21 protein-coding genes and 1 pseudogene are annotated in these 25,459 nt (G+C 60.3%); 3 read left to right on the top strand and 19 right to left on the bottom strand.

Annotated features, from left to right (window positions below):
* Positions 1 to 68: 68 nt before the first annotated feature.
* The 15 genes from LOY38_RS13060 to LOY38_RS13130 all read right to left on the bottom strand — a co-directional run bounded on the left by LOY38_RS13060 (position 69) and on the right by LOY38_RS13130 (position 20,354).
* On the bottom strand, positions 69 to 1,604 hold the full coding sequence (locus tag LOY38_RS13060; protein WP_258700371.1) for a tyrosinase family protein: 1,536 nt from the start codon (positions 1,602 to 1,604) through the stop codon (positions 69 to 71).
* A gap of 43 nt (positions 1,605 to 1,647) precedes the next feature.
* On the bottom strand, positions 1,648 to 3,825 hold the full coding sequence (locus LOY38_RS13065) for a multicopper oxidase family protein (protein ID WP_258700372.1): 2,178 nt from the start codon (positions 3,823 to 3,825) through the stop codon (positions 1,648 to 1,650).
* 113 nt (positions 3,826 to 3,938) lie between these two features.
* A complete protein-coding gene (locus tag LOY38_RS13070) occupies positions 3,939 to 4,319 on the bottom strand; it encodes a hypothetical protein (protein ID WP_258700373.1) in 381 nt (126 codons plus the stop codon).
* A gap of 204 nt (positions 4,320 to 4,523) precedes the next feature.
* Positions 4,524 to 5,579, bottom strand: coding sequence for a hypothetical protein (locus tag LOY38_RS13075; protein WP_258700374.1), 1,056 nt, complete (start codon positions 5,577 to 5,579; stop codon positions 4,524 to 4,526).
* A 31-nt stretch (positions 5,580 to 5,610) separates the two neighbouring features.
* Positions 5,611 to 7,419 (bottom strand): hypothetical protein, encoded by a 1,809-nt coding sequence (locus LOY38_RS13080; RefSeq protein WP_258700375.1) that lies wholly within the window; start codon positions 7,417 to 7,419, stop codon positions 5,611 to 5,613.
* A gap of 3 nt (positions 7,420 to 7,422) precedes the next feature.
* Positions 7,423 to 8,715: a hypothetical protein gene (locus LOY38_RS13085; RefSeq protein WP_258700376.1), complete on the bottom strand. Its 1,293-nt coding sequence runs from the start codon at positions 8,713 to 8,715 to the stop codon at positions 7,423 to 7,425.
* A 19-nt stretch (positions 8,716 to 8,734) separates the two neighbouring features.
* A complete protein-coding gene (locus LOY38_RS13090; protein ID WP_258700377.1) occupies positions 8,735 to 9,658 on the bottom strand; it encodes a hypothetical protein in 924 nt (307 codons plus the stop codon).
* 73 nt (positions 9,659 to 9,731) lie between these two features.
* Entirely contained in the window at positions 9,732 to 12,092 is a 2,361-nt protein-coding gene (locus tag LOY38_RS13095; RefSeq protein ID WP_258700378.1) for a hypothetical protein, read from the bottom strand.
* 12 nt (positions 12,093 to 12,104) lie between these two features.
* Positions 12,105 to 13,247, bottom strand: coding sequence for a hypothetical protein (locus LOY38_RS13100; protein WP_258700379.1), 1,143 nt, complete (start codon positions 13,245 to 13,247; stop codon positions 12,105 to 12,107).
* A complete protein-coding gene (locus LOY38_RS13105; protein WP_258700380.1) occupies positions 13,226 to 14,671 on the bottom strand; it encodes an alkaline phosphatase family protein in 1,446 nt (481 codons plus the stop codon). Before LOY38_RS13105 ends, LOY38_RS13100 begins: the two co-directional genes overlap by 22 nt.
* On the bottom strand, positions 14,661 to 15,893 hold the full coding sequence (eboE, locus tag LOY38_RS13110; RefSeq protein ID WP_258700381.1) for a metabolite traffic protein EboE: 1,233 nt from the start codon (positions 15,891 to 15,893) through the stop codon (positions 14,661 to 14,663). Before eboE ends, LOY38_RS13105 begins: the two co-directional genes overlap by 11 nt.
* Positions 15,890 to 16,774, bottom strand: a complete 885-nt coding sequence (locus LOY38_RS13115) for a TatD family hydrolase (RefSeq protein ID WP_253422584.1) — start codon at positions 16,772 to 16,774, stop codon at positions 15,890 to 15,892. The genes eboE and LOY38_RS13115 overlap by 4 nt, the downstream gene beginning before the upstream one ends.
* Before the next feature lie 36 nt (positions 16,775 to 16,810).
* The gene (locus LOY38_RS13120; protein ID WP_258700382.1) at positions 16,811 to 17,584 is read right to left on the bottom strand and encodes an EboA domain-containing protein; all 774 of its coding nucleotides are present in this window, start codon (positions 17,582 to 17,584) and stop codon (positions 16,811 to 16,813) included.
* Positions 17,581 to 18,471 carry a UbiA family prenyltransferase gene (locus tag LOY38_RS13125; protein WP_258700383.1) on the bottom strand — a complete coding sequence of 297 codons (891 nt, stop codon included), beginning with the start codon at positions 18,469 to 18,471 and terminating at the stop codon, positions 17,581 to 17,583. The genes LOY38_RS13120 and LOY38_RS13125 overlap by 4 nt, the downstream gene beginning before the upstream one ends.
* Positions 18,468 to 20,354, bottom strand: coding sequence for a 3-dehydroquinate synthase (locus tag LOY38_RS13130; RefSeq protein WP_258700384.1), 1,887 nt, complete (start codon positions 20,352 to 20,354; stop codon positions 18,468 to 18,470). The genes LOY38_RS13125 and LOY38_RS13130 overlap by 4 nt, the downstream gene beginning before the upstream one ends.
* Positions 20,355 to 20,803: 449 nt before the next feature.
* Between LOY38_RS13130 and LOY38_RS13135 the strand changes: the two genes are divergently transcribed.
* Both LOY38_RS13135 and LOY38_RS13140 read left to right on the top strand, forming a co-directional pair.
* Complete coding sequence (locus LOY38_RS13135) at positions 20,804 to 21,037, top strand: hypothetical protein (RefSeq protein WP_258700385.1); 234 nt, start codon at positions 20,804 to 20,806, stop codon at positions 21,035 to 21,037.
* 194 nt (positions 21,038 to 21,231) lie between these two features.
* On the top strand, positions 21,232 to 22,179 hold the full coding sequence (locus LOY38_RS13140; RefSeq protein ID WP_258696476.1) for a transposase: 948 nt from the start codon (positions 21,232 to 21,234) through the stop codon (positions 22,177 to 22,179).
* A gap of 59 nt (positions 22,180 to 22,238) precedes the next feature.
* Here the strand turns inward: LOY38_RS13140 and LOY38_RS13145 are convergent, their stop codons facing one another.
* From LOY38_RS13145 to LOY38_RS13160, 4 genes are all read right to left on the bottom strand, one after another.
* Positions 22,239 to 22,460 (bottom strand): T3SS effector HopA1 family protein, encoded by a 222-nt coding sequence (locus LOY38_RS13145; RefSeq protein ID WP_258700386.1) that lies wholly within the window; start codon positions 22,458 to 22,460, stop codon positions 22,239 to 22,241.
* A complete protein-coding gene (locus tag LOY38_RS13150) occupies positions 22,453 to 22,836 on the bottom strand; it encodes a type III secretion system chaperone (protein ID WP_258700387.1) in 384 nt (127 codons plus the stop codon). The genes LOY38_RS13145 and LOY38_RS13150 overlap by 8 nt, the downstream gene beginning before the upstream one ends.
* Positions 22,837 to 22,897: 61 nt before the next feature.
* Positions 22,898 to 23,662, bottom strand: coding sequence for an ABC transporter substrate-binding protein (locus tag LOY38_RS13155; RefSeq protein ID WP_258700388.1), 765 nt, complete (start codon positions 23,660 to 23,662; stop codon positions 22,898 to 22,900).
* A gap of 204 nt (positions 23,663 to 23,866) precedes the next feature.
* Entirely contained in the window at positions 23,867 to 24,694 is an 828-nt protein-coding gene (locus tag LOY38_RS13160; protein ID WP_258700389.1) for a hypothetical protein, read from the bottom strand.
* On the opposite strand from LOY38_RS13160, the pseudogene LOY38_RS13165 reads away from it, so the two are divergent.
* A pseudogene (locus LOY38_RS13165) lies at positions 24,602 to 25,459 on the top strand (methyl-accepting chemotaxis protein); the annotation flags it as partial. The gene LOY38_RS13160 and the pseudogene LOY38_RS13165 overlap by 93 nt on opposite strands.

Here is a 25,459-nt window from a genome sequence, read left to right on the forward strand (position 1 = left end):
AGCCACGGTTGCCCTACAAACCGCTTCCAGGCCCAGAGATACCCAACCCTCTGAGCCTGGCAGCAGCGCTACTGCGTTTCCAACAACAGATGCACCTCTATGGTGGGGTTGCCCATTAGCTTCTGCGGGAACCGATCACCGATGAAGTCCTTGTTCACGGGTTCGACCCAGACGCTCAGCTGGCCGCCCTGTACAGCGGTTATCGGCAGTTTGAAATCGAAGTGGGCCAGGGCGTTGGCCACGCAGTTGGCGCATGTCTGAACCTCCACGGGCTGAAACAGTGCTTTGGAGGCGATGGTCTTTCCATCCTTCTGCAAGTGCACCGAGAAGCTGCCGGGGATCTTCAAGCGGTTCACGCCGCTGACCCGTACGTTGACCTGGTCGGCTTCGACCGAGAACCCCCTGGACGCAGCGAGCGTGCGCTGGGTCTTGGGCAGGAAGTCTACCGGCGAGGCCGCCGCTGGGGGGGCGTAGTCGACGTCGAGCTGATTCACCGAGTCAATGATCGAGAGCGTGTTCAGTTCCGGTGGGTTGCTGGTGAACGGGTTCAGGGACTGTAGCGCGGCATCGTTGAAGATCTGATAGCTGAGGGGATCGGATACGCCGTTGATGGTGGTGAGCAGGCCATGCAGGTCGGTGGCCCCCATCTTCTTCTGCCATTCCCAGAACAGCCTGTCCCAGTTGCAATGGAAGAACCAGAACACCGGGTCGAAGGCCGCCACTTCCTGATGCTGCATGGTCAGGCCGATTGAGTTGTGGCCACTGTCATGGGCGGCAATGATGGTGTCGTAGTCGGCATCGGACCAGTAACCGTGAAAGTCTTCCCAGTCAGTCTTGCTCATGGCCCGATTGATGTCGGCAGTCACGCCGTATTGCACAAGGTTCTGGGCAATCTGGTCATAGTCAAAACGTGTGGTGACGTAACCCTCGGGATACTTGGGGCCTACCGCTTGCGGCAGTATGTACTGGTCGAAGGGCGGGCTCTTGAGTACGTCGGGGAAGGGCGTGGTGATATCCCAGTAGGGCAGGGTCACGCTCTCGCAGCCGGGCACCGACCTCAGGGCGTTTTCGAAGCTGATCAGATAGGCCCGGTGCCAAGGGTTGTAGCCCGGCACATGGTGCATGCAATACGTATTGGGGGCTGGCAACCAGTGGTATCCGGCCTGCACGAAATAGCTGTTCGGGTCGCTGGGATCCTTGTCCAGGAGGGCGGAAAACGCTTTCTTGAGCAGATCGAGTTCGTAGCTGGACAGCGTGGTGATGTCCTTGCGGACCCTGCCGACAGGTGCCGCGACGCTGAACAGGGACCTGGCGGCGAAATTCGTTTCGGTGGCGTTGGCGGGGGGCGTTCCCTTTGGGTAGCCATTGTTCATCCAGTTGAGAAAGGTGCCCACCCAATCGGCAGGCCAGGGATTGCCGCGCGGCATGTTGCCCGCCGCTACCTGTTGATAGATGTTGCCGGCGTGGTCCATCATGACGTTGTAGCTGGCCAGATCAAGGCCTAGCCTGGCCATGTGTTCTCTGTCTACGGAGGTAAACAGATCGCGGATCTGCCCGTACCAGGTGGGGTTGGTGACAGGGGCTGTTGTGGAGGTAAGCGTCATGACCGACTCCTTGTCGTCAATTTTCGTGCAAAGGGATCGCCCATCAGTGCTGGTGGGTGTCCGACGGTTGATTCGAGGCGTGCTTCATACCTGCCATGCCAATGCCGCCGCCCTTGGCATTGAGGTCTGGAACGATCTGGATGTTGGTCATCATGCCGCCGTCTTCGTGGTCGAGGATGTGGCAATGGATGACGAACTCACCGATGTAGCGGTCGTAGTGCGTGCGCACCAGAACCTGGTAGTCGTTCTGCACAAAGAGGGTGTCCTTGAACTCATGCCACATGCCGCAGTACTGGTTTTGTAGCCCCAGCTCGTCGGCCGGCACCAGGCACTCGCCGTTGGGGCCGAAAATGCTCTTGGGTTTCTCGCCGGGTTTGGCGTAGAGCACGTCCATCACCTGGAACGGGTTGACGTGAATGTGAAAAATGTGGGGTTCGCCCTGTGAAGTCAGGACCCAGTCGTCTGTCGTGTTGACCTGGCGGGTGAAGTCGATGCGGTCCGGGTCATAAGACTTGTAGTTGATGAAAAATCCGAACGCACCGGTCCAGGGATCTCCCGGCTTTTGGGGGGCTGTGGCTGGCGGCGAGGGCGGGAAGGGTGGATGGCCGATGAAGAAGTCGACCTTCTGGATGTCGTCGTTGATCACCGCGCTCTTCAGATCATCCATCCCGCGCCAGGGTTTCAGGTCGCCGGTTCGCAGTCCTTCGAGGGCCGCGACAGGGAGCGATTTGTCCGCTTTGTTGGCGTCGTACAGCGCTTGCTGGATATAGCTTTGCGGATCGTCTGTCACGGCCTTGCCGCCAGACACGATGACCGTGGCCAGCAATTGAGTTTCGTTCGGGCCTTGGCCGCCCGGGCCGCCTTTGGGGCCGGCATTGGCGCGTTCAGCGGGTGTCGCCGCCTGGTTCAGCACACAGTAGGTGCCGTCGCGGGGGAACATGAGCAGCACATCACTGCGATAACCGGGTTGCAGGAAGTTGCTGCCGATGCCGCCGCTCACGCTCTTTTTGTTCACGCCGATGGGGCGGATCGCGGTGCGCGTGAGTCCGTCGGCGGCGATCTCGAACTGAGGCACGAGTTCGACCGGCTTGCTGGTGTCCGGCACGGTCGCCGGGCACAGGTCGGCGATCATGGCGGCCTGTTCCTTCGGCGTACCGCTGAGCACACCTTTCAGCGCGAGCAGGGCTTTTGGACTGGTTGTATTCATGGGCACGATCTGCAGGTTCACAGTGTCGTGGATACCCCCATGAATGAAGCGCCAGCGTTGTATTTCTCCCGCGGCGATGCCCTCAAGCGTCGGCTGGACCACGCCGTTGATGCTGGTGAACCGACCGCTCTCGTCCCAGACCGTGGCCGAGGAGAGCTGCGCATCGAAGTCTTCCACCACGCCTGTTTTCCCGCTGGGGCACGTCCAGGTGCCATCCTTCTGCATGATGTCTCCCTTGTCGTCGAAGCAGGCATAGGGGATTTGCTGGAACAGAAAGACCTGCTCGGTAATGGGGCGTCCCGAAGCGTCTTTGAGAATGGTGTCGATGTCTCCTGGCTTGCCACCGGTGTAGGGACGGTCGCCGCGGACGATCAGGGCCCCCGCGGCACCGCTGGCGACTTGCAGCGCAGTGGAGCCATGTCGATGGGCGTGGTACCAGAAGGTACCCGAAGGGTGATCGGTGGGGATGTTGACCTCGTACTCGAACCTGGTTTGCGGAGCAATGTTCAACAGCACGTTGTCACTGTTGCCCGAAGGCGAGACGTGCATCCCGTGGTAATGCAGATTGATCGTGTTGAAGCAGCCCGGCTTGCCATTCGCCGGGTCGCCTCCGCCCGGACAGCTTGGATCGTTTTTTTCCAGTTGGTTGTCCAGGTGCACACGCAGGGTGTTGCCCGGCCGCACATCGATGAGCGGCCCGGACAGGCAGCCGCCATAGGATCGCAGTTTGACCTTGTCTTTCGCGCCATCGGGATTGCCCGGGTTGTAGATCTGATTCTCGCGTTTCTGGACTTGCAGGTTCAGCTCGACGGTTTGACCGTCGCGGGTGATGTCGCCCGCGGGGTTGCAGCCTGTTTTCTCAAGCGCCAGCTCGTTCGCCTTCAGCGTGCCCGGAGGTCCTTTTTCAAGGAGTCTGGGCGGTGCCAGGAAAGGTTGTGGAGCAAGTTCGGCGAGTGCTGCCGAGGATGTCGTACAGACCATCAGCCCGGCCAAGACCATGCGAAGCAACGTCATGTTGTTCTCCCTGCGCCATTGCGCGAATGAATGCGACAGCCTGTTCGGCCGCGTGTCCTTTGATCATCTGACTTTCGTGGGGACCGGCATCAACCCTGCGGTTGCTGCACTTTTTACGGCGGACAACCTTTGCTCTTGAGCACTTGCGTGACGGTCTCGGCCATGCCGGAAAATTCACACGTGCTGCCGGCGCCAGGGGTATAGACAGGTGGCCGGGCGACGGAGGGATCGCCGCGGGTGAAGGGAGGACAAGGGTTGTACTGGAGGGTCAGTTGCACCTTTTGGGCAACGACGTCGCTGGAAATCAAGGCGATGATTTTCAGCGCCTCATCCAGTCCCGACGAGATGCCGTCGGTGATGCGTTGTCTGTCGACGACGTAACGTGGATGACCTCCACGGCGCATGGCCTGGCTGTTGCGACAAGGCGAAGCGGCGGATTTTGCCGTCTCGGTCTGCGAGGGTGCGCTGCTGGCGTACCGTCCTGGTGCGGGCATGGCTCCCTCCTTGGGGAACACCGCGCGGCGAACGCGTTTGCGTCGCCAAGTGATGAAGCTTCCTGCTAATCAGCGATGCGATGCCCGGACGGCAAGACCGGAGGTCCTGCTGCCCGGAGCCAATGTCCTGCGGGGCAGCTCTGGGGAGCATAGCCCGCACCCGTTCACGTGCAAGGTGTTTTCGTCGGCTGGTAGCCGTGCTTTTCAGAGCGGCACCCGACGCAGTCGACCGCTCAACGGGACGACGTTGTCGTCTGGCGTGGGCAGTGGCCGGCCGGCTAATCCCATGCCTTCGCTCACCAGTACCGCCCCCTCCAACAGGCACAGGTTGGAAGGGGTATCCAGGCCGCGGGCGAGCACGGCGACCTGGGCGGTTTGCAGGTTGCAGCTCAGCAGTCGCCCCGTGAAACGGGTGAAGCCTCCATGCAGTGGTTCGCCGTTCCAGTCCGGCGGCAAGGGTTGCTGAAGGCGGTCGCACAGCTCCAGGACCAGTACATTCCCCTTCGGGCACAGCGCCAGTCCGGTGGGCAGTTGCAGGCCGCGAATCAGGATCTCGATCTGCCCGCTGGCAGGCCAGACCCGAATCACCTGGCCGGCCTTATCGGTAAAGTCGATGCCCTTGCGCGAGGGGTCGCCCTGCAGCTCTCCGGAGAACAGACTGATCAGCACGGCGTCTGTCGCCGGTTCGTACACCAGGGTCACGGGGACGGCTTCCTGGCCCTGGTCCAGTTCGGGCAACTGGACCAGCACATGCTCGTCCTGTCCTGTGGTGAACTCCACCAACTGGTTGGTATCGGGTTTGACCGCCAGCCAACTGCGACGGGTCGGGTGATAGCACAGCGCATTCAGATTGCCACGGCTGTGAAACACCGGTTCGGGCGGTGTGAATTGCAGGTCCAGCAGTTTGGAACCTTCGACGTAATCGGTCTGGCTGACCAGACAGCGCCCGTCACCACAGGCGATGTCCGACAGCCCCATGATTTCATCGCGCAGCATGCGGGCCTGCATGTTCATGGCGCGAAAACCTTGCGCCAGTGTTTCGCGGGGCAGGTAGGCGCCGGGCCTGTGCGGATCCGGCCGAAGTCGACTGATGCGGCCGCTGAAGGGCTGGTCCGGCAGGCCCGAGCCGGCTTCGGTCAGCAGCAGGCTGCCATCGGCCTGCACACAAATGCCCCGAGGGTTCAGCAGGCCCTCGGCGATGATCGTGCTCGGGCGCAACGTTTCAGTCGGTTGCGCCGGGATATGAACGGGAACGGGCATAAGGTCTCTCTCCATGGACAAGGGGGCACGACTACTGCGGCGGTTGCCACGGTTCACCAGTGAGATACGCCCGGAGCAGTGCCCGCTGGCAGGGCGACATCGAGCGCACCACGGGCATGAACAGGGTGGTGCCTTTGTAGGCGTCCGAGGTGCGGGCGAGGATGGGGTTCTTGGCGCCCATGACCGCGTCGGGCTGATTGAGCGGGATGTAGCGCGACATGGCGGGGAAGGCCAGGTAGTGAAAACGCAAGACGTTCGGGTACATCAGCTCCCAGGTGATGGTGGTGCCCGCGGGGATGCCGAAGTCGGTCTGTGCGTATTTGCGAAAGCTGGTGAAGTAGCCACCGTTTTTAAAGCCATTGATCGCGTAGGTCAGCGCGACAAAGCCCGCTTGGGCGGCAGTACCCGGTTTGACGGTGACAGGGAAACTGACTGCGAGCTGGCCGGGTTCTACGGTCAGCGAGGCCGGAAACTCGAGGAAATTCCAGTACTGCGGATTTTTGTATACCGCAGGTGGACTGGCTTTCAGGTCGATTTCGGTGGCTTTGGTGACCGGGACGCCCAGACACCTCACCTGCAGGGTGATCGACAGGCCATTGGGGTAGTCCTCCAGATAAACGTTGCGCTGATCGGCATACACCCGATAAGTCGATTCGATTGCGTTTAGCGTGGTTTTGGCAACTTCGTCGGGTGCGGTGATGGCCAGCTCGTTGGTCCGCGCCGCTTCCTGTTGGCTAGTACTCAGGGGCAGGTCGACGATGCCGCCATACACGTAGTAGTTGAATAACGGACTGGTTGTCGGGTCGAGGGTGGTCAGGGTGGTTGTGCCTGCAGAGATGGTGACGAGACCGTAATCCGCGTTGGGCCCGATGGGGCTGGTGATGTCGTCTCTGACGGCCCTGAAGGTTTGCTTCGGGATGACGTTCACCATGTCGATGCTCAGGATGCCGCTGTCGCCCAGATCGGCATAGCCAGTGCTCTTGGTGCTCTGGTTGACCAGCTGCCGGCCCGGCTGACAGTTCTTCGGTTCGTCCGCGAAAGCCGGAGCCAGTGTACCGATGACCCGGCCGATGCTCGGGTTGGGGGTGTATCGGCCGGCGGCGTAATCGGCATCCAGTTGCTCGGTGGTCATCGTGGGGCACATCTCGAACATGACAAAGCGCAGGACAATGCCTGTCGCACCCGGCGCCTGGATGATCGATCGCAGGCCACTGCTGTTCTCGTTCCAGCTGACGATGCTGCTCAGGGGAAAGGTCAGCTGAAACGTGCCGCTGAGGCGGAAAGAACCCGGCGCATCCATCTCCTCTGGCTCCAACACCCGCTTTTTGACATCCAGGCTGCTGCAGACCGTGTTCGCGCGAATCAGCAATTGGATGTCGCTGTTACCGCCAATTTGCAGACCGCCAACGAATATCTGGGTGGTGTTTGTGGCGGTGGGGTCCAGGTCCACCATCATCGGGCCGGAAACGGGGCCCTGTCCGGTCACCGGGTCCACCGAGCCGAGCAGATAGACCGGCTGGCCCACCATATCGCCGGTGGTGCTGATGCTGCCCGGATTACCCTGGGAACTGATCAAGGCGTTCTGCATGTCGACGACGTGCTGCCCGTAGTGATTCCAGCCGCCGGCGGTGTAGTAGTCGCCGTCGGGCGCGTTGATCATGTTGTTCAGCTGATCGTCGGTGTAAGACTGGGCACTCGGTGCCAGGGTCGAGGTGGTCAGGTCGAAGAGCGGCCATTCCTCATCACCGTCGTAAGGGATGGTGGGTGAGTTGTTCGGCAAGCTGACGTCCGTGCGGATGCCGCCCCAGAAATTCAGCCGTGGTCCATTGAGTATGCTCATGATCTATTCCTCGTCCTTGGTGGTTTTGCCGACAGGCGCATTGGCGAATTTGAACAGGTAGGAGTAATCGGACTTGTAGGGGCTCTTGACCGGTGTCGCCATGGAGTGGCAATTCATGCAGCTGCTGTTGGGCTGGATGTAGCTCTCCATGGTCACGTTGGCCGACAGGGAGGGTGTCGGCTGCCCCAGTGGGTTGCTGGGGTTGTCCGGCATCAGCGGGCGTTGTGTGGTGATGAGCTGGTAGTACTTCAGCACGCTTCTTTGCAGGTCCGGGTCGGTGCGGTAGTTGGTGTTGACCCCGTTGGTGACTTCGGCAATCGGGGTGACCCGGTTCAGCGGGTTCGGTGTCTGGAACGTGGTGCCGGGTTTGGGCACGCAGACCAGATGCGCGCCCTGAGTCTGCCAGTCGCAGGGTGATTGGTTGAGGGAGGCGGCGGGGGCGGCGGGGTTGAAGTAGGAGTAGGCTGTGCCGGATGTTGGCTGGTCGACCCACTGGCCGTTCACCAACGCCTTGGGCGCAACGTTGTCGATCTGCTCGAAAGTCGACCAGATCCACTGGGGATAACCGTTCGCCTTGGTGATGATGTGCAGGCCCACCAAACCCAGGTAAGCCTCGGTGACGCCGGTGCGCTGGCCTTGGTCGTCGAACTTGGCCACGCGCGCGAGCATGGTCAGGTAGTGACTGGCGTTGTCGTTGGGGGTGAGGATGCGCCAGCTCGATTTGACCTCGATGACCCCATAGGGAAAGTTGATGTTGTTGGCTTTGGAAACGACATCGGCGTTATAGAAGCTGTTGTCGACGATGTAGTTATAGGACGTCTCGTTGGCCGAAATGTCGTAGTAGGTCGGGTTACCGGCCTGGTCGATCAGCCAGCCGCCGACAGCCTGGTCGACGGCATTCACCTGAGTGCTGTTCTTCAGCGCGGCGATATTGATGATGCCCAGGCTTTTGGCGGTCTGCGGGGTATTCCACGGGCCAGGATCGGCCCCCCTCGGCAGAAAGATTTCCTCCACGGTCTTGTAGGTCTGCCAGACGGTGTAGCCGGGATCCCCAGGCTGTTTGGCGCAGTCCGGATCACCTCGCTGCCCATCCTGTGCGGGCCAGTTCAAGGCGATGAACATCTGCCAGCTGTATTGATCGAACAGGTCCTGACTGGCCGTGGCGGCCGGCGCGGTGCTGGGGGGTTGGCAATTCAGGTTGCTGGTCTGTGTCGACGGCATGGCCTGTTCCCGGGCCAGTGTCGGCAGACTGGCCAGGCCCAGTAGCATCATGGTGAGACTGAGTGTGGTTTTCATGGCGATCCTTCGTCGTTGTTCAGGGTTTGCGCTGCATGAGCTTGTTCCACTGCGCCTTTTGGCCGTTGCTCTGTGACGCCGGTGGCTCGAACAATTGGCAGGGCGGCGGATTCGCCGGGCACATGGCGGCCACCTGCGCCCAGGTCTGGGCCGGGTCCGGTTTGGCGATGCGGAAGTTGGTGTAGTTCTGGCTGACGATGGGGGCATTGGCGACGCTGGTGTCACCGGAGAAAAAGAACGACTGGGGATGCCGGTAGGGCGGTTGTCCCGACGGTTTTTTGTAGAAGGCATAGCCGAACAGGATCGGACCTTGCGGTGATTCGAGGTCCAGAGCGTAGGCCTGCACGCTGCCATCGAGGTTTTTGCTGCGCTCGGCGCTGTAGGGCAGGTGCTGGATGAAGTCTTGCCGCGGCGGATGATTCATCGGCGAAAACATGCAACAGGCCGGCATGTCTTTGGGGCGGTCTTGCGGGTAAGTCAGGAAGTACGCCTTGTTGCCCAGGGACACGAAGGAGCAGGTGTAGTTGTTGTTCTTGATCGGGAAGATCGGCAGGCAGTATTTCTCGTAGTGCTCCATCATGGCGCCGAAACCGTCGCCATCCGGCGGGATGTAGGCGGTGTCGTAGTAGCTGGTGCCTCGGGAGACGGTGTAGTCCGCCGGGGTGAGTGTTGTGGGTGGATTGCTGTAGGGCGGCGGGTTTTTCTCGTAGTTGTGCATCACCCGGTACATGGTCCAGTCGCTGATCCAGTACGCCGGGAAAAACGGATCGGAAGGGTCGCCCGGTGCTCGTTTAGCGATGCAATTGCCGTTCTGTTCATTGCACCCCTCGGTGTTGTGCACCCCCATGGTGAAGTACACGGCGCCGCTGTCCGCCTGGGCGAATAGAGCTGGGCTGAGCAGCAGGGTCAGCAGCAACAATCGGTTCAAGATGCTGGCTTTCATATGACACTCCTGTGAAGTGCCGGGTGACAGGCTCGTCACCCGGTGGTCCTGCGTGAGCGTTGTTGTTATAGCCTTACTCGTAGTCGCTCATGTCGAGCGGGAAGGGTGGGTATTTCTGTTGCACCAGGGCCTGCGCCCAGAGCTCCAGTACTGCGCGTCGGCTTTGTGACATGTCGCGGGTGATGGGCATGGCGAGTGTGCTTTCTTCCTGGTACTCCTTGCTGATCAGCACAATGAGTTGGTCGACGGCACCCTCTATCCGTTCCAGCGAATTGAGCGGCATGTATTTGCTCATGATCGGGTACAGGTAATAGAAGGGCTGCAGGATGCGCGGGTAGATGAAGCTTTCCCATATCAGGACCCGGGCATCGGGTTTCGTGCAGATCTGGTTCCATTCGTCGACAAAATCCTGCTGCATTTGGGGCTCCAGCGGCAGGACCCGCAACGGTGCGAGGAAGTCTGTATAGGCGCTCATGTAGTTGAAGCTGAAAGGGATCTCGGGCGGCTGCTCACCTTCCTGCACGAAGAAACGCAAGATCGGGAAGCCCGGAGCCTGTGCCTTGACGGTCAGTCGTGCGATGCCATCGGCGTCGGTCTGAATCTGCGTCAGGCAGTAGTGCACGGTGCTGTTTGGGGGATCCTGAAGAACACCCTCCATGAGGATGGGGTTGTCGAACGACAGGCAGGGGCTCAGGGCGACCGAGCCGGCTGTCGGCAGGTATTTCTGATAGCTCACCGGTCTCCCGGTATCGGTATCATCTGCGGCCTGAGTTGCCATGAGCCGACGGCCAGCGCCCTCGGTCACCAGGCTTTGTACCGCGCAGGTACCGGTAAATTGCGGCAGGTTGGAGCTGTTGTTGGCGCGATTTTTCGGATGGTCTTGGAACAACGCAAAGTCGGCCGGATTGCTGAACGCCAGATAGTAATCAGTCGTGCACATCATGTAGGCATTGCCATACTCCGCCACCGATAACACGGTGCCGGCCGGTGCCGGCCGGCCGTCATATTGCACCATGATCTGCAGCGTCTTGCTGTCGCCCACGTCGATGAAACTTGCGCTCTCAACCACTTCGGCCGTCCACATCTGCTGGGTCGCGGCTTGCAAGGGGGTTGTTCCCTCCAGTTGCAGCTCCAGCGATCCGGTTTGCAGCTTTTTCTGCGCGTCGGCGCTGAGTGGCAGGTCAAGGATGCCGGAGCGTTTGTCGAACGCCGCCTGTTGATAGTCCTCAAAGCCAAAACTGGCCAATGGGGTGAATTGTCCGTCCTGGCGTATCCCCAGTTGGTAGTTGCCGGCATCGTATTTTTCGGCCACCGGGATGTCGGCTGCCTTGTCGATCGGATAGCACGGGAAGGTGTTGGTGAGGTCCAGCGACAAGGTATCGCCATGGGCCTGTGCCGAGATCACGCCCAGCGTCATTGGGGTGGCTTTGGCACCGGGTTTTTGAAGAGGCACAGCCTTGCCGGGGACCAGACGCCGACCTGCCGGTGCGGTGGGGAACTCGTCGTCAAACCACAGGCCCAGGGTGCCTACGGTGCGGCTGTAGGCGGGGTTGAAGAAGATGCTGGCGACGTTATCCAGTCCTTTCTGGTACATCTCTTGTACATAGGCCATGTCCGTCGGGGTGGTGGAGTGGGAGTTGATGTAGGGGTAGTTGTTGAAAATGCCGTTTCTGTCGTAGCAGGTCAGGTAGGTGGAAAACCGGAACATCAGGCCTTTGGCTTTTTGTAGTTCCATCTGTTCCTGGAGGTTTTTCAGCAGGGCCGAATTGCTGATCGCCCAGGTCAGGTTTTCTTTCGGGAAGCAGGTTTGCCAGGTGGTGGTCACATAAATCAGGCCACCCAGGTTTGCCCAGTTGAAGTTCAGGAAGCGATCGAGCATCCGGTGTTGACGCTTGAGCGTCAGGCCGCATTGATCGTCGCCCAGCACCAGTTTGTCGAAGTACAACGCTGTGAAGGTGTTCTGCCAGGGGCTGACGTCGACAAAGCGGGCCGGAGTGGGGCCCTTGCTGCCAAAGGGATTGCCGAGCAAGTTGTAGCTCTGGTTAATCAGGGCATCCTGATCAACGTACCCGCCGGTCGGGAGTTCGCCGCCGATGATGACGGACTGGGTCTGGTTGTAGCTGACGGTGCCACAGGCGTTGTCACCGAACAGGTTCCATTCTCCGGGGATCATCGTTGGAGGATTCTGTTTGACATTGCCCGGCACCTGCGTGACGTAGTCGGGCGCTTCGTGTAACACCCGAGGGGCGATAGTCCAGGGCATCAGTGTGCTGGCGGCATTCTCTGGCGTGATGTTGTAGTAATCAAGAAACCGCCAGTTCATCTGCATTTTTACCGCATCGTAGAGCGGGTACATATCGTTGTTGTTGGCCGTCGGCGGGTTCCAGAACATGTGGCCGTTGAGGTAGATACGGGGGAAATTCAATACGCTCATGTCATGCTCTCCTTAGCGTTGCCACTGGGCGCGTTTGAGCGACCAGACGAAGTCCAGTTTGTTGTAACCGGTGAAGGCCGAGTCCGGCAGGGCGGCGGTGGGGTAGACGATGCCGCCCTGTTCTTTCATGGCGAAATTGAAGTAGCCCTTCTTTCTCGAGTACGCGGCGGTGTCATGGCAGGCAAAGCACGACGACTGGCTCTGAAAGGCGGACTCCAGCTGAGAGTTGGCCAGCAAGGTCGGGTTGGTTTTGGACTGGACTGCGATCAGTTCGTACTTCGACAACCCGGGATATTGAGCCTGGAATTGGCTATTGACGGGCTTGGCAGCGGCTGTCGGCCCGGTGCTGTTGGTTATCGGGGTGGGCGGGATGGCGTTGGTGACGGTGTACTTGCTGTTGTTGATGTTTTCGAAGGTGGTCCAGACCCAGCCGGGATTCAGCTTGTTGACGACGTGCAAGCCGCTCAGCGCCGCATAACCGACCTGGTAGTTGCCGTCTTGCAGGTAATAGGCCTGGCCGATGTAGTAACCGTCGTTTTCCAGTGTCTGTTTGTAGGTCGTGTCGGAGCCGATCCACAGCCAGGCGGATTTCAACTCCCAGGCGGTGGAGGGGAACTCCAGGCTGCTGGTCAGGGCAGCCTGGCCGTTCATGTTGTAGACCTGGCGTTGCACGATGTAATCGAAAGTTCCCTCGCCCATCAGCAGTTGAAAGCGCACGGGTTGGCCAATTTCTGTCGTCGGCACCGCACCGCCCATTTCCAGAATCAAGCCATCGACCTGTTGCGTGGCGTTGATGTTATGGAAGGTTCGGGACAGGTCCATTCCTTGTGTCTTCTTGGCTTTCGTCAGCACGGCGTCCGGGGGCGGCACGGGCGTGCCGTAGGCGGCGGGCTTGGCACCATCGGCCAGGTAGACCTGGTCGGAGGGCTTCATGGATTCCCACTCGCGGTTGGGGCTCCCCGCGGCGGCGGGCTGGTTCAGGCAGACGAACCAGTTCCAGGCCATGGTCTCGGGACTTTGCGCAAACGCAGTCCGGGTCTTGTCGACGTCTCCTTCAAACTGCAGGAAGTTGTTGCAGTCAAAGGTGTTCGTGCTCTGAGCCTGAGCCAAACCGGCCAGGGCAGTCAGAACTGTTATAGAAATGGCTCGCCGCATGGAAGCTCCTTGGCATTGGCCGGGTCGGTGTGTGGGTGCCCCAGGAAGTGTTCCAGGAGCAGTTGCTTCACCGCCGTGGCCGCAAGGCGCTGGGGCAACGGCAGATCGCAATTGGTGATGAGCAGCGGGCCGGTCTGTTCGCTTTCGGGCAGGCGGCCATGGCTGCCACGGACCAAACGGGTGTCCAGCGGAATCAGGTCCATGTAGTAGCGAAAACCGAGTTTTTTCTGCAGCAGGCGACGCGCCACTTTCAATTTCGGGAAGCGAATGGCCGGGTCGATGAACAGCTCCAGTGGGTCGTAGCCAGGCTTGCGATGGATGTCCACGGTGCGGGCAAAGTCGGGTGCCTTGCGATCGTCGAACCAGTAGTAGTAATCGAACCAGTAACCCGGCGCGGCCACGGTCACCAGCTCGCCGCTGCGCGGATGATCCAGCTGCCAGGTCCGTTGTTCGGCTTTATCCAGCACCTGCTCGATGCCGGGCTGGCGTTGCAACAGCGCTTTGACGCGAGGTATGTCTTGCGCCTGCTTCACGTAGATATGAGCAATCTGATGATCGGCCACGGCAAAGGCCGCGCTGGCGCCGGGGTCGAGCAACTCCCAGGTCAGCGATTGGCGCACCTGCAACAAGCCTTCCGAGCGCAACAGCCGGTTGATGGAAACAGATTGCTGTACCGCTTCGATCCCGTACTCGGACAGCAGCATCACCGCCGCGCCTTGCTCCTGGGCAAAGGTCAGCAGGCGACCGACTTCACTGTCGATGGCCCGTACCTCGTCGGCAATCGACGGATGATCAGGGCCCAGTCGCTGCAGGCTGTAGTCGAGATGGGGCAGGTAGACCAATTGCAGGTCGGGCTGATCGAGCTGGAATTCGGCGATGGCGCAGTCGACGATCCAGCGGCTGGATGCGATGCCGGCCGCCGGGCCCCAGAAGCTCGGAAAAGGGAATTCGCCGATCTGCTGCTCGATACGCTCGTGCAACGAGGCCGGTGTCGAATACAGGCCGAACATTTTGCGGCCATCAGCCGGGTAGTGAGGGCGTGGGGTGATGGCGGCATCCACGTCCGCATACATGTTGTACCACCAGAACAGCTGGCTGCAGCGAAACCCGGGGAGCTCACGCTTGAGCTGCTGCCAGACTTTTTCACCCTGGATCAGTGCGTTGGGTTGCAGCCAGAAACGCACTTCGGCCTGGTCGCGAAAATACCAGCCATTGCCCACAATGCCGTGTTCCGACGGCGACAGACCGGTGAGGATCGAGGACTGCACCGTGGACGTGACGGCCGGAAACACCGGTTGCAGGCTGGCCATTTTGGCCGTTTTCAACAGGGCATTGATGTGCGGTGTCGCCGGCCCCAGCAGCGCCGGTGTCAGCCCGACCACGTTAATCAGCAGCAGCGGTTGACGCGGTTGATCAGAGGGCATCGGCGTACGCCTCCCACGATTGGGGTTGCAGCAATTTTCGCTGCCGCAATTGGTCTTCTACCCAGTGCAGTTCCGCAACGATTCCCTGGAGTTGGGCGTGCTCGGTAGTGGGCCGCAGTTGGGCGGGCAGGACACCCCAGCTGTAGGTTTCCACTTCCAGCACAGGACGAAAATCCCCATGGTCTGCGAGAAAGTCGAAGGTCTGCGACAGGGCGATCTGGCTGCCGCTGAGCTCCGGCAGCAGCAAGTGTTCGCTGAACAGCGGAATGTGGAAATGAATCCGCAGTTCGGGGTATTGCCCCAGGTTGTTTGCGCAATCCTCTAGCGCTGCGGGAAGGTCGGCCCAACCCGATAACCGCTCCTGCGCATCACGGGCTTTGACTTGATGCAGGTAGGTGGTTTCGGCGAAGTCGCTCAAGGTTTTGAGGACGTGTTCGCGTCGGTTGTCGTTTTCAGCGGGCAGGCGACAAATCAGCGCGTTGGACAGCTGAATCTTGCCGACGGGCACTCGGGCCTGACGCAGCTTTTCCAGCGACTGATAGCAGTGCTCGAAGACCACGGCCTGGTGGCAAACATCAAAACACAACGCCAAATAGTCATGGTGCGGGTCCGTGGCTTGCCAGCGGTGGAAGAAGGCGATGGCCTGGTCGGTGTTTTCCAGCACGCAGTCCGGCTCCATCTCCAGGCAGAACACGATCTTCTTGCCTGTCTCCAGGTGCAGCCTGGCCAGCGAAGCGGTGAGTTGGCGCAACAGATGCTCGGCACGCTGCTGTAACTGCGGGTTCCAGTTGGCGGCGTAGCCCAGCGGCACGGTGGAAATTACACCCTGGGGACAGTCCGGCGGCAGGGCATCGGCGAGGATCCGCGCCAGATTCAGGCTGTACGCCAGCCGTTCAGACTCGGCCCAACTCGGCAAATAAACCTCGGCTTTCACCGCGCCCTGATGAAACTGGCCGTAGGGAAAGCCGTTAAGGGAGGTCAGGCGCAGCCCGCTGCGTTGCAGCAGGTCCAGGAAGTCCGCGCGAGCCGATGGCTGCTGTAATTCGGCCGCGGCGAGGGCGCTGATCCACAGTCCACTGTCCTGCTCGTCCAGCCCGCGCAGTGTTCGCACGCCCTGAAAATGCTGTTCGATGGATGACCGTAGCCCCGCCAGGTCACGGGTCGGGTGCACATTGCTGCAATAACCGACCTGCGCGGCAGCCCAACCCGTGCCGGCACTCATTTGATCACCGGTTCCTGGCCGCGCAGGGCGGAGTTGTCCTGCCACTGCCGACGCTGGTCGATGGGCAGCGGAGTGCTGACGAGGGCTTTGTCCAGTTGGCCGCTTTGGGCAAAAAAGTCCACGGGGTTGTGGAACAGCACCTGTTCGACCTGGGCTTCACTGAACCCAGCAGCCAGCATCGCCTCGCCCGTTTTTGGCACCTTGAGCGGGTCGCTGATCCCCCAGTCGGCGGCACTGTTGACCACCATCTTCTCAGTGCCGTACTCCTTCAACAGGGCGACCATGCGCTGTTCCGACATCTTGGTGTTGGGGTAAATGGAGTGGCCGCGCCAGCAGTCGCTGTCCAGCACCAGCGGCAGAGTCAACTCGTTGAGGTGGTCGATGATCACCAGATGCTCGGCAATCCCCACTTCGCGAATCACCGCCAGGGTGCGTTTGGTACCACCGATCTTGTCGCGGTGCGGAGTGTGCACCAGCACCGGCAAATTGAATTGTTTGGCCAGCTCCAACTGAGCGGCGAGAAAGCGATCTTCCTCGGGGGTGATGTCGTCGTAGCCGATTTCGCCGACCGCCACGACGCCGTCTTTCACCAGGTAGCGCGGCAGAATCTCCAGCACTTCATTGGCCACCGACAGGTCATTGGCCTCCTTGGGGTTGAGGCCGATGGTGCAGAAGTGATGGATGCCGAACATGCTGGCGCGAAAGCGTTCCCAACCCAACAGCGTGTCGAAGTAGTCAATGAAACTGCCGACACTGGTCCTGGCCTGGCCCTGCCAGAAGGCCGGCTCGATCACCCCGGTGATGCCGGCGGCCGCCATGTTCTGGTAGTCATCGGTGGTGCGGCTGACCATATGAATATGCGGGTCGAAGTACTTGAGCATGGTGAATCCTCGTCAAGGGGCGGGAGCCGTTGTGCGTTAGTTCAGTGGGGGGGCGGCCAGATGCTCGTGCCATTCCGGTGGCAAGCGTTGCTGCTGGCTCAGGTTGACCAGGCGCTGGCGTTGCGCCGGGCTGAGCAGGTCGAAGGCAATCACCCGGGGCAATCCCGCGGACACCGTTCGTTCGGCTGCGAGCTGTTCGTCCAGCAGGTCGAGGGCCAACTGGTTGAGGGCGACGCTGTGTCGTTGGGTCAGGCCGATCAGGCGTCGCACGTCGAGCCCCATGCCCAGCGCCTTCAACACCAGTTGGTGGAAGGCCCGTTCGCTGTAGTGACGCGACGGGTAGAGGGTGTCCAGGGCGAGGGCGGCGAACACCTGGCTGTTACTGGTTCGCCCGGCCTGCAATGCCAACTCCACACAGAGCCCACGGCTATCGAGCCAGTCGAGGGCCTTCAAGGTGGCGATCTTTTCCTGATCGTCGCCCCACAGAAACAGCTGGCGCAGCAAGGGCAGTTGCCCGGCGAGGGGTTGTTGCTCCAGGACCTGAGCCAGCAACAACGCCCGCGCCAATTGGACCTGATTCCAGCCATTACTGTCGGGCAGTGCCGACGCCTTGAGGCTGCGCTTGCACTGGCTGCTCAAGAGCGCCGCGGTGTTGGCGTCCGGGCGTTGGTCAAGCTGCTCCTGCGCCTGACGCCACCATCGCAACTCAGCATCATCGAGCTGCTGAGTGAGGGCCAGGCGTTGTTCGGCGAGGCAGTCGTGGCGCATTTCGAGGGCCGCCGATGGCGGCGCAGCGACGTCCATGTTCATGTCGGTTTGATCCAGCGCTGGAAGTGTGGAAGCAGGAAAAACACCAGAACACATAACAGGCTGCCCAGTGGCTGGTTGGCCACGGCCAGCACCAGGGCATCGAACAGCGGCAGGGCCGCCAGGCCAGCGCCGATAAAGGCACGAACCTGCCGTTGCTGCGGGTTGGCCAGGTTGTGCCAGTAGTGCCAGCCCAGCCAGCCAAGCCAGAGCATCAGCACGGGCCAGAACCAGACATTGTCGGAATAGATCGCCAGCGCCAGTGGGCTCAACATCAGGAGTAGAGGGAGGCGGCTGAGCAACTGGTTGCGATGTTCCTGGCGGGCCAGGTAGGTCAGGCCGCTGATGTAGACGCCGAGCAACATGGCGCAGAGCCAGATTGGCTCCGGTGGTACCGCCAGGCTGGCCGCCGCCGTGAGGTAGAGGGCCGAGCGGCAGGCGCCCATCAACCAGACGCTATGGGCGTATTTCTTGTGCAGCAGGTTGTAGCCGAGAATGCAGCTCACCAGCAGGGTGACGCTGCCCAGCAACCAGTGCGGCTGGTCGATCAGCCGGCTCAGGCCCAGCACCGAGGCCGCGGCCAGTATCAGCAACAGCACAGTGGCCAGCCCCACTTGCTGGCGGCTGACCAGGCCCAGGGTGATGGGACGGGGGTTATGGTGTTGTTGGTCCCAGTCGGCGTCGAGCCAGTCATTCAATAACATGCCGGCCAGATACAGCAGCGACAGTGCGGCCAGCAGCAGGATCCACACCAGCGACGACGGCGGCGCCAGGGCACCGGCGCTGCTGGCCAGCAGGGCGGCGGCCAGGGTGTTGGTCCACACCGTGGGCAGGTTGGATACCCGGCCGAGGGTCATCCAGGTCTTCAGGTTCAGCGGTGTCTGGCTCATTGCGCGCAGCCCTCGCTCAAGCCGAGCACCGGGTCGATGCGGGTGGACAGCCGTTGCAGTGCTTGCTCCATCCGCGCGGCATCGATTTCATGCAGGTCCACCGACTCGCCAATCCGGCTGAGCATGGGGATGGAGAGTTGCCCGCCCAAGTGTTGGCGGAACTCCTCCAGCCCGAGCAACACCTGCGAGCGTCCCTGTGCATCTTTCAAGGCCAGTTCCGGCGGGCACAGGCTGAAGCCGAGCTTGAGCAGCAGGTTCAGAACCCGTTCAGTGTCGGCATCGCTCAACAGCCCCAGGGCATTGGCATAAAGGCCATCCAGGGCCATGCCCACCGCCACGGCTTCACCATGGCGCAGCCGGTGTTGGCTGAGGTTTTCCAGTTTGTGCGCGGCCCAGTGCCCGTAATCCAGTGGTCGCCCGTTACCGCGTTCGAAGGGGTCGCCGGCACCGGTGATGTGCGCCAGGTGCAGTTCGGCGCAGCGGCGGATGGCATAGCGGCTGGCCGGGTGATCGAAGTGGGCGAGGGCGTCGGCCTGTTGCTCCATCCATTGGAAAAACGCCTGGTCCTTGATCAGCGCCACCTTGACTGCCTCGGCCAACCCGGCGATCTGGTCACGGCGGGTCAGACTGGTCAGCAGCTGGAAGTCGTTGATCACCGCGGTGGCGGGGTAGAAGGCGCCCAGCAGGTTTTTCTGGCCGAAGGCATTGATGCCGTTTTTCACACCGATGCCGGCGTCGTTCTGCGCCAGCACGGTGCTCGGGATGCGGATCAGGCGAATGCCACGGTGGAAGGTGGCGCAGGCGTAGCCCACCGCATCCAGCACCGCGCCACCGCCCAGGGCCAGCACATAGCAATGCCGGTCCAGCCCATGGTGCAGCATGTCGGTGTACAGCTGCTGCAACACCTGTGAGTCCTTGCTCAGTTCGCCGGCCGGCACCGCAATCGGCGCGGTCTGCAACCGCAGGTCCGCCGCATGGGCAGCAAAGTAGGCATCAATCTGTTGCAACAGTTGCGGGGTGCTTTGCAACAGGTGTTCATCGGCGAACACCAGCACCGTCACCGGGCCCCTGTGCTGTGGGGTGAGTCGTGCGGTGAGTTGGTGATGCAGGCAAGGATTGGACGGATCGAACAGGTGATCGGTAAACACCACCGGATAGTCGAAACGGACCTCGAAACGTCCATGCAGCGGTTGCTCCGCGTTGTGCCGACGCAAGGTCTTGAACAGGCTATACCCGGCGATAAACAGCCCGGGCAATACCATGCTGGCGAGAATGGTCACCAGCAGCGCGTTCTGCTCGACGAGGAAGGTGCCGATCACGCTGTAGGCCAGCGCCAGGCCGGCATTGGCCAGGGTAGTGACCAACACAAATGCGCGCAGCGGATAACGTTGCATACCAGCGGCCACCACCGAGGTTTCCGCCAATACCGGCACGCCGCGCAGGCAGATCAACGACAGCGTGCCCAGCCGATACGCCAGCTGCCCAGGTTGGCGCTGATGCAGGCCCAGGCGGCCAGACAGCAAGCGAAAATAGCCGGCCCCCAGCGCATAACCCAGCCCGGCACCCAGGCACAGGCCAATGAAAATCACCAGGTAGCCGCCAAGACTGCCCAGCATGGCCACGGCCAGCAGCGCGACCATGCTCGAAGGTACCGGCAGCACCACGTCCAGCGCCAGCAGGGCGATCAGCAACAGCGCCAGGTTGAGTTTCTGGGAAGGCGTGGAGGGCAGGTACAGGTTGAGATGGTTCAGGAAGTCCTGGATCTGTTGTTCGAACAACAGAAAGCTGACGATCACCAGGCCCGAGAAGCAAAGCAATGAAACCCAGAAATGTCCGGCTGGCCCTTTTTGCGAGAACGCACGATACCCACGGCTGCGCTTCATCAAGCATCCCTCTTCATTGTCATGACTGATTCCGTGTCAGTAACTAAAAGCAGCGTCTGGTGTGTTTTAGATCAATGGACTCTCTCGCCTGAGGGGCTGGTTTATGTACGGTTTGGTTGCGCCTGTAGAGATAGTTCTGAACTTAGACGGTCGTGGTGTTTTTGCAAGGTAGCCTGATGGCAATCTGACTTTTTTCACCTGCGTGAACGCGACCTTGTAGCGGCAGTCGAGCTTGCGAGGCTGCGTTCGGCTGCGCAGCAGTCGTAAAACCAGACATTGCGATGTATCAGGCAAATCGCGTCAGCCGGATTCACGACGGCTTCGCCGCCGAACGCAGCCTCGGCAGCTGCTACAGAGCGCGCGTCGCGGCTATCGATGCTCCTGAGTCAATGTTAAAAAATGTTATTTTAAAAAAATACTTCACATAATCTGATCATTGGAGGGGGGGAGTGGGGGTACGCCTTGGCCAAGCCTCGGTGATCCTGGCCAGGCAATATGGTCTGGAAACGGTGGTGTCATGGATCATGGGTGCGAACAAGCCGAGCCAGCACATCGTTCAGGCCATCGGCGCGCGTCTGTGGGCGCGCCTGCCGAATATCGCCCGATTCGGTGAAACCCGTGCCGATGTCCTGCTGTTTGGCTTGCCGCTCCATGAAGAGCTCTCGAGCCCGCTTGTATGGTAGGACTTGAAGGGAGGAGGAGGGACAAAGCCCGATTCTGACTGTTGACGCAGTACAGATCCGTGGGAGATTTCGCCCCTCCTCCTTTCACCCAAGCGCCGATAAAGAATGCATCTGGCTAGACCGACGATAGGAACAAGCCTGCGCCTCTGAGTGAGCCCTTCAAGTGTTCAAAACCATATCCCGGAGGAAATACAATGGCAATGCCGGTTTCTGTCACACAGCCGATCGTAGGCGTGGATGTCGCCAAGAACGAACTGGTGATCTATCGCGCCGAACTTGACCTGCTTGAAGAGATTCCCAACAACAAAGCAGCCATCAAGACGTGGTTGAAGGCCTTGCCAGGGACAGTCGCGGTAGCTATTGAATCGACCAATATCTATCACCTGGAGTTCGCTGATCTGGCCTATGAGGCCGGCTGCACGATTTACATGGTGGGTGGCTATGAGCTCAGCCATTACCGCAAAGGGGTGAATGTCCGTGCCAAAACCGACGCGCTGGATGCCAGGCTGCTCGCTCGCTATCTGAAGAACGAAGGTGATGATCTTCATCCATGGACCCCGCCATCACCGCTGTACCGCCAGCTCCTGAGCCTCTTCCGTCGTCGCGCAGCCTTGGTTCAGGCGCGGGTCGGCCTGGTGCAAAGCTGGGCGAATGAGCCACTGTTGAAGACAGCTTTTGCCGAGCAAGTGAAATCCATGCAGCAGCTTGAGGCGCTGGTCGAAAAGACGATTAATAATCATCTGAAGGAAGCCGGCTTGCTCGGTCAGTTGAAGCGTTGCGTGAAAGTTGAAGGCATTGGATTTTTGACCGGAGCCCGCTTGCTCACGGCGTTTCAGCGGGGCGACTTCAGAAACGCGGATGCCTTTATTGCCTTCCTGGGAATGGATCTGCGCGTGTCGAAGTCAGGACAAAAGGATGGTCGTCGGAGTCTGACCAAGCGAGGTGACCCGGAAGCCCGCCGGCTTTTGCACAATGCAGCCATGTCGGCCAGCCGTACGCCTGCCTGGAAAGGCTTTTACGAAGAGCAAAGAGCTCGGGGCTTCAGCACCACTCAGGCGCTGGTGATACTGGCTCGCAAGCTTGCTCGGATCGTATTCGCTCTGCTGAAAGGGCAGAGCGAATACCAACCAAAAGCCGGTTGAGGGCTTCCCCTCAACCATAGAATCTCCCACAGGGGATTTCGGTTGAGCGTTTAGCGTCACTATGCAGGGGTCAGTCTGAACGCCGGGTTGTCCGGGTTATAGCCTTTCGCGGCGAGCGCGGTTTTCAGCTTTTTCTCCAGCGAGCCGCTGCTGCGATCACTCAGCGCCATTTCGATGATGGCTGCTCGTGACGTGCCATGACTGGTCGACTCACCCTGGACCGATTCTGCATAGGCAGGGCCTCGACACTGGTAAAGCGCGATTGCACGGGATTCATCCACGCACCTCACGCCAGCCTTTGATCCAGTCGATCAGCGTCGCGATTTCGCGCATCAATACCGCAACGCTCACCTTTTCCCGGGCGATGCTTTGATAGGCAAAATACAAACCGCTGCCGGCATCCCAGCCGAGGCCCGGACCGGCGCTGACGAGGGGGTTGAGTGCGCCGCCCAGCAAGCGCTGCAAGGGCAGGTCTTTTGGCGTCTCGAGCAAACCGATCAGCAGCAGGCGCTGGTGAGGGTCATTGCATGCCAGCTTCAGTGGATAGGTGTCATCGATGATCAGATCGCACATTCCCCGGGCGTCGAACGCCAAGGGCTGCATCTCGAGGGCGGTGGAAAGATCTTTGAGCAAGGTTTTGTAGAAGAGGCCACTCATGGCTTAACCCGTAAATGATGGACATAGGGGCTAAGTGGTGCGGCGGGTGCTGTCGGTTTCGTTATTGCGGCAAATAGCTCTTTTGTATACGTGCCAGGGTGCCGTCTTTGCGAAGCGTTTCAACCGCCTCGCGCAAGTCTTGCACCAGTTGAACGGAGCAAAGTTTGGAGCACGCCAGATAGAGTTCCGCTCTGCTCATGACGGGGCTCATCCGCAGTTTTTGTTCCGACACCTTCGTCCAGATGTATCGACTCTCCGGGATACCATTGAACCAGGCGTCGATGCGACCTTTCAGGAGCATCTGCGCGGGGTTGTCGCCAATGGTCAGCGGGTAGATCTGATCATCGCTGAAGCCTTGCGTACGCAGGATTTCCTCCTGAGCACTGCCCAGGCCGACGCCGATCACCCGGTAGGTTTTCTTCGCTTGTTCGAAGCTTTCCACCGGCCGCTCAAGGCTGAAAAAAGCGCGCTCCATGGGCATGATCGACGCGATCCAGGTGAAGCGATCCTCACGTTCTGGCGTGCGTGACAAGGGCGCGATCAGCATATCCTGCTTCTCGCTGACGTGTTTCTGCGATCTGGCCCAGGGCAGCCCATGGACATGAGCGACATAGCCGGCGTTGGCGATGGCCGTCAGGACGGCTTCTCCAACCATGCCGTGGCCTTGGGAGCCATCGACGAACGTCAGTGGCGGAGCATCCGGGATATACAGTTCGAGCGGCAAGGATGCGCCACACGCGTTATAGGCAATCAGCAGCGATGCTGACAGACAAAACCCGCAAAGCGCCTTTGGATAGGCAGTTAATACCCGTGAGCTCGCGCTCATGGTTGATCGTTCAGGCATTGAAGGTAAAAGGGCGCCACAATTCACCAGTGGTGTTGATCACAGGGATGATGAGTCTGTTTTTCTATTGGATCCGGTACGGACACGGCATTCTACGCAGACTTTTGGCGGGGGCACATCCTCCCGCAGGTGAATGTGTCAGGCGGGAGCCGCGACCCTATGGCAGGGTCGCCTGTTACTCGTTGGTCAAACCTCTATTTGCGCAATCAGTGCGCACAGATACGCAGGCCCCCTCTCACCGATCGCGTTGCGCAAAGTCCTCTCGCTTGCCGTGACCGCGTTATGGTTGGCTGCCCGGCAAAATCGATACACCAGATCCACGGTTTTTTGCGGGTCCGGCGCCTGCTGTGCGTGCGCATCACAATGGGCAAGCAGCAGGTAGCGCAAGGTCAAGGTCTGGATGGCCAGTGTGGTCGCCCACTCGGTCAGGCTCACGCCGTAATCGACCACGGCACTGGTACTGGAAATGAACGGAAAACCCGTGCGAGTCATTTCGGCGGCAATGAAACGCTTCAGGATCGGCTCGCTGCAGGCTATTGACGGTTCATATTCTGCCGCCAGATTGGGTAGCTCTTCGGCCCAACCGGCATAGGGTAACGTTGTCAGCCGAGCGGCGATCCAGTGCAGGCGCAGCAATACCTGGCCGGTGGACAGTTGCGACGACAGCGCCATCTGCAACACAAAGCCGACCACTGAACGCCATTGCGACGAGTCCAGGCCCGCAAACGCCTGGTTACTGGCCCCGTAAAGATGGAAGTCGTCTTGTTGGCTTTCCTCGATATGGTACGGGTCATCGCCATACAGCCCCAGACGGGCAATATCCGGGCAGCTCAAGGTCGCAGACTTCACCAGTGCGCCATTGATCCGGCGATACATGCGCGGGTAGTTGGCACAGGTATCGGTGAGTACCTGTTCGCCCTGCTGCGCATGAGCGAGCAAGCACCCCAAGCGGTAGAGGTCTTGCTGGCCGAAGCCCGGCCGGCGTTTGTGGAGTGGTTGCGAGTGGTCAACCAAATGATCAACCTCGAAGAACGAATGAACCAGAAGGCGGCGGCGCAAGCACGCGATGTCGCGACAAGCTTCGACGCGCTGAAGTGGGCGCTGGCACTCGGCGTGATTCTGCTCAGTGCGGTGATGGCATGGCTGCTGACGCGTAGCATCACGCAGCCACTGCGCCAGGCTTCAACGCTGGCCCAGGATATTGCTTCCGGTAATTTGTCCGGGGTGGTCAATATCAAGGGATGCGATGAGCTGGCAGGGTTGCTCAATGCACTGGTCGGCATGCAATCGAGCCTGAGTGGCACGATCAGGCTCATCTCGGACACGGCAGACAAAGTCGCCATCTCCGCAGAACAGATGCAGGCGGCTACCGAGAAGAATACGCAGCACATGCACAAGCAGAGTGATGAAGTGATCCAGGCCGCCACGGCGGTCAACCAGATGAGTACGGTCGTCGATGATGTGGCACGCAATGCCGCGTCGACTTCAGATTCATCGGTCATCGCCAATCGCTCTTCCCGCCAAGGGCGGGAGCAGGTGCTTGCAACAGTCGGCGCGATTCAGAATATGGCCGATGAATTGGGCCAGACCTCGGTATTGGTCCTGGGGCTGGCCGATAAAAGCCGGGAAGTCGGCCGGGTGCTGGATGTGATCCGTAACATTGCCGATCAAACCAATCCATTGGCACTCAATGCTGCCATCGAGGCCGCCCGTGCCGGCGAAAGTGGCCGAGGTTTCGCCGTTGTGGCGGACGAGGTGCGGGCTCTGGCACACAGAACC

Source organism: Pseudomonas sp. B21-015 (assembly GCF_024749285.1).
GTDB lineage: Bacteria > Pseudomonadota > Gammaproteobacteria > Pseudomonadales > Pseudomonadaceae > Aquipseudomonas.

What these genes read in the sequence shown, in the direction of transcription:
- LOY38_RS13060 (WP_258700371.1), bottom strand. Translation starts at nt 1,604, where the DNA reads ATGACGCTTACCTCCACAACAGCCCCTGTCACCAACCCCACCTGGTAC.
- LOY38_RS13065 (WP_258700372.1), bottom strand. Translation starts at nt 3,825, where the DNA reads ATGACGTTGCTTCGCATGGTCTTGGCCGGGCTGATGGTCTGTACGACA.
- LOY38_RS13070 (WP_258700373.1), bottom strand. Translation starts at nt 4,319, where the DNA reads ATGCCCGCACCAGGACGGTACGCCAGCAGCGCACCCTCGCAGACCGAG.
- LOY38_RS13075 (WP_258700374.1), bottom strand. Translation starts at nt 5,579, where the DNA reads ATGCCCGTTCCCGTTCATATCCCGGCGCAACCGACTGAAACGTTGCGC.
- LOY38_RS13080 (WP_258700375.1), bottom strand. Translation starts at nt 7,419, where the DNA reads ATGAGCATACTCAATGGACCACGGCTGAATTTCTGGGGCGGCATCCGC.
- LOY38_RS13085 (WP_258700376.1), bottom strand. Translation starts at nt 8,715, where the DNA reads ATGAAAACCACACTCAGTCTCACCATGATGCTACTGGGCCTGGCCAGT.
- LOY38_RS13090 (WP_258700377.1), bottom strand. Translation starts at nt 9,658, where the DNA reads ATGAAAGCCAGCATCTTGAACCGATTGTTGCTGCTGACCCTGCTGCTC.
- LOY38_RS13095 (WP_258700378.1), bottom strand. Translation starts at nt 12,092, where the DNA reads ATGAGCGTATTGAATTTCCCCCGTATCTACCTCAACGGCCACATGTTC.
- LOY38_RS13100 (WP_258700379.1), bottom strand. Translation starts at nt 13,247, where the DNA reads ATGCGGCGAGCCATTTCTATAACAGTTCTGACTGCCCTGGCCGGTTTG.
- LOY38_RS13105 (WP_258700380.1), bottom strand. Translation starts at nt 14,671, where the DNA reads ATGCCCTCTGATCAACCGCGTCAACCGCTGCTGCTGATTAACGTGGTC.
- eboE (WP_258700381.1), bottom strand. Translation starts at nt 15,893, where the DNA reads ATGAGTGCCGGCACGGGTTGGGCTGCCGCGCAGGTCGGTTATTGCAGC.
- LOY38_RS13115 (WP_253422584.1), bottom strand. Translation starts at nt 16,774, where the DNA reads ATGCTCAAGTACTTCGACCCGCATATTCATATGGTCAGCCGCACCACC.
- LOY38_RS13120 (WP_258700382.1), bottom strand. Translation starts at nt 17,584, where the DNA reads ATGAACATGGACGTCGCTGCGCCGCCATCGGCGGCCCTCGAAATGCGC.
- LOY38_RS13125 (WP_258700383.1), bottom strand. Translation starts at nt 18,471, where the DNA reads ATGAGCCAGACACCGCTGAACCTGAAGACCTGGATGACCCTCGGCCGG.
- LOY38_RS13130 (WP_258700384.1), bottom strand. Translation starts at nt 20,354, where the DNA reads ATGAAGCGCAGCCGTGGGTATCGTGCGTTCTCGCAAAAAGGGCCAGCC.
- LOY38_RS13140 (WP_258696476.1), top strand. Translation starts at nt 21,232, where the DNA reads ATGGCAATGCCGGTTTCTGTCACACAGCCGATCGTAGGCGTGGATGTC.
- LOY38_RS13150 (WP_258700387.1), bottom strand. Translation starts at nt 22,836, where the DNA reads ATGAGTGGCCTCTTCTACAAAACCTTGCTCAAAGATCTTTCCACCGCC.
- LOY38_RS13155 (WP_258700388.1), bottom strand. Translation starts at nt 23,662, where the DNA reads ATGAGCGCGAGCTCACGGGTATTAACTGCCTATCCAAAGGCGCTTTGC.